Consider the following 4,382-nt stretch of genomic DNA (forward strand, 5'->3'; position numbering starts at 1 on the left):
AGTCCGGAGATCGGCGCGTGGCTGAAGGTGATCTGTTTTCCCACCTTCCAAGGTCACTGTGGGTGCATCCTGTTCGACCTCTCTGACATTGCATATATCAAAATCAGCAGTCAAAGCGGTCAGGCAATGATGCGCTATTTCGACAAGTCACAGGAGATGACCGATAGTCTGTAGCCGCTTTATATTCGAACCGCTGCCCACGCCTGTCCATTCCCATGGACAGATATGGGCAGCGTTTTTTTTCTGTCGTTTTACGCCTCTTAAACGTCGTTTTGTACCAAGTCGATTGAAAGGAGCGAGAGCAGCCCTTATAATAATTTCTGTTTAACCCTTGCAAGCCGAAAAGACAGAGCTTGCCTTGCCATGCCGGCAAGAAAATTTTAACAGAAAGGATAGAAGAATATGAAAAGAAAAAGAAAACGAAGACGAAGAATAGTTAGCCTGCTGCTTAGCGGCGCAATGCTGTTTTCCCTCTGTACCCCAACGGTCTTTGCCGAGACGCCGCCAATGCTATTGGCTAATGATTCGCCTGACGAGCAGTCTTCCCTCACCACCGGCAATACCTATTGGTTCGACCTCTCCGGGGAGGACATTCCGGGCGAAAAGAACGACAGCTTGCCGGACAAAACCCTCCACTGGGTGCCCTTCACCTACGCGGGCACCGTAAACGCCTATGTGCTGGACAAAAGCTCCAGCGGTGTAACGAACGCTTCAGAGGCGGCGGCAAGCACGACTTCCCCCGATGAATACGGCTACACCTATGACCACAGCCTGTTTGTGGCGGACTATGCCGTAACGCATACGGTAAGCTGGGATGACTTGGATGAGAAAAATCTGATTTTCGGCAAGGATTATGCCAGCGGCGGCGTGGACTATACCCTCCGCGCACCGTCTGTGGGAAGTGGCTGGACAGGTTCGGGCGATTCCCAACGCATCGTGCCCCAAAGCAACGAATGGGACACGATGCTGAACAAGAACAGCGAATATATCCAAAACTGGAAAAAAATGTATTCGTGGGGACAGGATACTTATTATAGCGACGTGTTGGGTTCTAGCAACGTGTCGAGCCGGACGCTCCGTGGGTGCGACTCGGCTCGCACCTGTGTTCACGGCTTGCCCTCGTTTCGGAGCGCCTCCTCCGTTTACCTCGGTTTCCGCCCCGTCCTTGAAGTCCTGAACCCTGACGGCCTGAAGGTCGTTACCCTTGACCTTGGCGGCGGCAGCTCCAAGGATATTCATATCATCGTGAAAACCGGCAGCACGTTTGCCGCGCCTGCGTTCGACGGTCTGGGGCTCCCCGATGGCAGTTGGCTCGGAAGCAACGGCAAGCTCTACGCCCCCGGCGACAGTGTTCCGGCGGACGTTACCAGGCTTACGGCGCAGTTTGCTTTATCAGAGCAGTTTTCCCTCATTCCCGGCGGCAGATATTACTTTGACCTGTCCGGGGCAGACATTCCGGGCGACAAGAACGGCAAATTGCCGGACAAAACCCTCCACTGGGTTCCCTTCACCTATGCCGGAACGATAGAAGCCTACAAGCTCAAATCGGAGACGGCGACCACCGAGGAATATGCAAAGAAGAACAAATATCCCCACAGCCTGTTTGTGGCGGACTATGCCGTAACGTATTTTGTAAGCTGGGATACCCTGAATACCGCAAATCTGATTTTCGGCAAAAATTATGCCAGCGGCGGCGTGGACTATACCCTGCGCGTACCGTCTGTGGGAAGTAGCTCTACAGGTTCGGGCGATTCCCAACGCGGCGTGCCCCAAAGCAACGAATGGGACACGATGCTGAACAAGAACAGCGGATATATCCAAAACTGGAATGAAATGCATTCCTGGGGACAGGATACTTTTTCTGGCGGCGCGTCGGTCCGGGCGACCCGTGGGTACGACTCGGCCCGCACCTGGGGTTACACCTCGTCCTTGACTCAGAGCGTCAACCCCGGCTTCCGCCCCGTCCTTGAAGTCCTGAACCCTGACACCCTGAACTCTGACACACTGAAGGTCGTTACCCTTGACCTTGGCGGCGGCAAGCTGGGCGGCAGCTCCAAGGATATTCAAATCATCGTGAAAAACGGCAGCGAGTTTGCCGCGCCCGCGTCCGACGGTCTGACCCGCCCGGACAGAGATACAGGAAGCTTCTTTATGTGGCTCGGAAGCAACGGTAAGCTCTACGCCCCCGGCGACAGTGTTCCGGCGGACGTTACCAGGCTTACGGCGCAGTTTGCTTTATCAGAGCAGTTTTCCCTCACTCCCGGCGGCAGATATTATTTTGACCTATCGGCGATGAATATTCCCGGCACAGCAAACAGCGATCTGCCGGACAGCACCCTGCACTATGTTCCCTTTACCTATGCGGGAACGATAGAAGCCTACAAGCTCAAGTCTGCGATGGCGACCACCGAGGAATATGCAAAGAAGAACAAATATCCCCACAGCCTGTTTGTGGCGGACTACAATGTAACGCATACGGTAAGCTGGAATGACCTGAATACCGCAAATCTGATTTTCGGCAAGGGCTATGTCGCCGGCGGCGTGGACTATACCCTGCGCGCGCCGTCTGTGGGAAGTGCTTCTACAGGTTCGGGCGATTCCGAACGCATCGTGCCCCAAAGCAATGAATGGGACACGATGCTGAACAAGGACGACGAATATATCCAAAACTGGAATGAAATGTATTCGTGGGGACAGGATACTTCTTCTGGCGACGCGTCGCTCCGCGCGCTCCGTGGGTACGATTCGGCCCGCTTCTGGGGCCACAACTATGCTGCGTACTCCGGCCCGTACGTCGGTTTCCGCCCCGTCCTTGAAGTCCTGAACCCTGACACACTGAGCCCTGGCGACCTGAAGGTCGTTACCCTTGACCTTGGCGGCGGCAAGCTGGGCGGCAGCTCCAAGGATATTCATATCATCGTGAAAAACGGCAGCGAGTTTACCGCGCCCGCGTCCGACGGTCTGACCCGCCCCACCGGGAATACCGGCACCTACTTCAAGTGGCTCGGAAGCAACGGCAAGCTCTACGAGCCGGGCGCGCAGGTTCCCGCCAACGTGACCCTCCTGACCGCCCGGTGGGAACAGTTTTCCCCCTCCCCCGGCGGCAGATATTATTTTGACCTTTCGGCGATGAACATACCCGGAACGGTGAACACCGGGAAAGAATACGGCGCAGTTTCTCTGCCGGATACGACGCTGCACTATGTTCCCTTTACCTACGCGGGCATCGTAAACGCCTATGTGCTGGACAAAAGCTCCAGCGGTGTAACGAACGCTTCAGAGGCGGCGGCAAGCACGACTTCCCCCGATGAATACGGCTACACCTATGACCACAGCCTGTTTGTGGCGGACTATGCCGTAACGCATACGGTAAGCTGGGATGACCTAAATACCGCAAATCTGATTTTCGGCAAAAAGTATGCCAGCGGCGGCGTGGACTATACCCTGCGCGCACCGTCTGTGGGAAGTGGCTCTACAGGTTCGGACGATTCCCAACGCGGCACGCCCCAAAGCAACGAATGGGACACGATGCTGAACAAGAACAGCGAATATATCCAAAACTGGAATAAAATGAATTCGTGGGGACAGGATACTTTGGAATATGATACGGTTGATGATATTGTTTCTGGCTCTAGAGACACGTCGCGCCGGACTTTCCGTGGGTACAAATCGGCCCGCCGCTGGAGTTTCGAAGCGTCCTTGCAGCGGGTCGACCACCTCGGTTTCCGCCCCGTCCTTGAAGTCCTGAACCCTGACACCCTGGGCCTTGGCGACCTGAAGGTCGTTACCCTTGACCTTGACGGCGGCAAGCTGGGCGGCAGCTCCAAGGATATTCAAATCATCGTGAAAACCGACAGCGAGTTTACCGCGCCCGCGTCCGACGGTCTGACCCGCCCGGACGGAGATACAGGAAGCTTCTTTATGTGGCTCGGCAGCGACGGCAAGCTCTACGCCCCCGGCGACAACGTTCCGGCTGATGTGACGACCCTGACGGTACAGTGGACAGCCCCGACCTATACCGTCACGCTGAACACGAACGGCGGCACGATCGCAGACGGGAAGGATGTCACAGGCTATACCTACGGCGTGGGCGCAACACTCCCGACAGATGTGACGCGCACCGGGTACACCTTCAAGGGCTGGTATGATAACGAAGGCTTGACCGGCTCCCCTGTTACGGCAATCGGCGGTGCAGAAACAGGCGATAAGGAATATTGGGCGAAGTGGGAAGCAATCTATACCGGTGGCAGTTCCTCCTCCGGCGGCGGCTCTTCCTCCGGCGGCTCATCTTCCAACGATAAGGAGAATTCCACCATCGGCCGCCCGGACAAGAACAACCCCAACACCCCGACCACCGGACAAACCACACCGGTGAAACCCAC

The 4,382-nt window shown here is 56.0% G+C and carries 1 protein-coding gene; it reads left to right on the forward strand.

The features are described from left to right. Positions 1-402 precede the first annotated feature (402 nt). On the forward strand, positions 403-4,382 hold a 3,980-nt coding region (locus ASU35_RS02105), incomplete at its 3' end, for an InlB B-repeat-containing protein (RefSeq protein WP_147525334.1).

This window comes from Acetivibrio ethanolgignens (assembly GCF_001461035.1).
Lineage (GTDB): Bacteria > Bacillota > Clostridia > Lachnospirales > Lachnospiraceae > Velocimicrobium > Velocimicrobium ethanolgignens.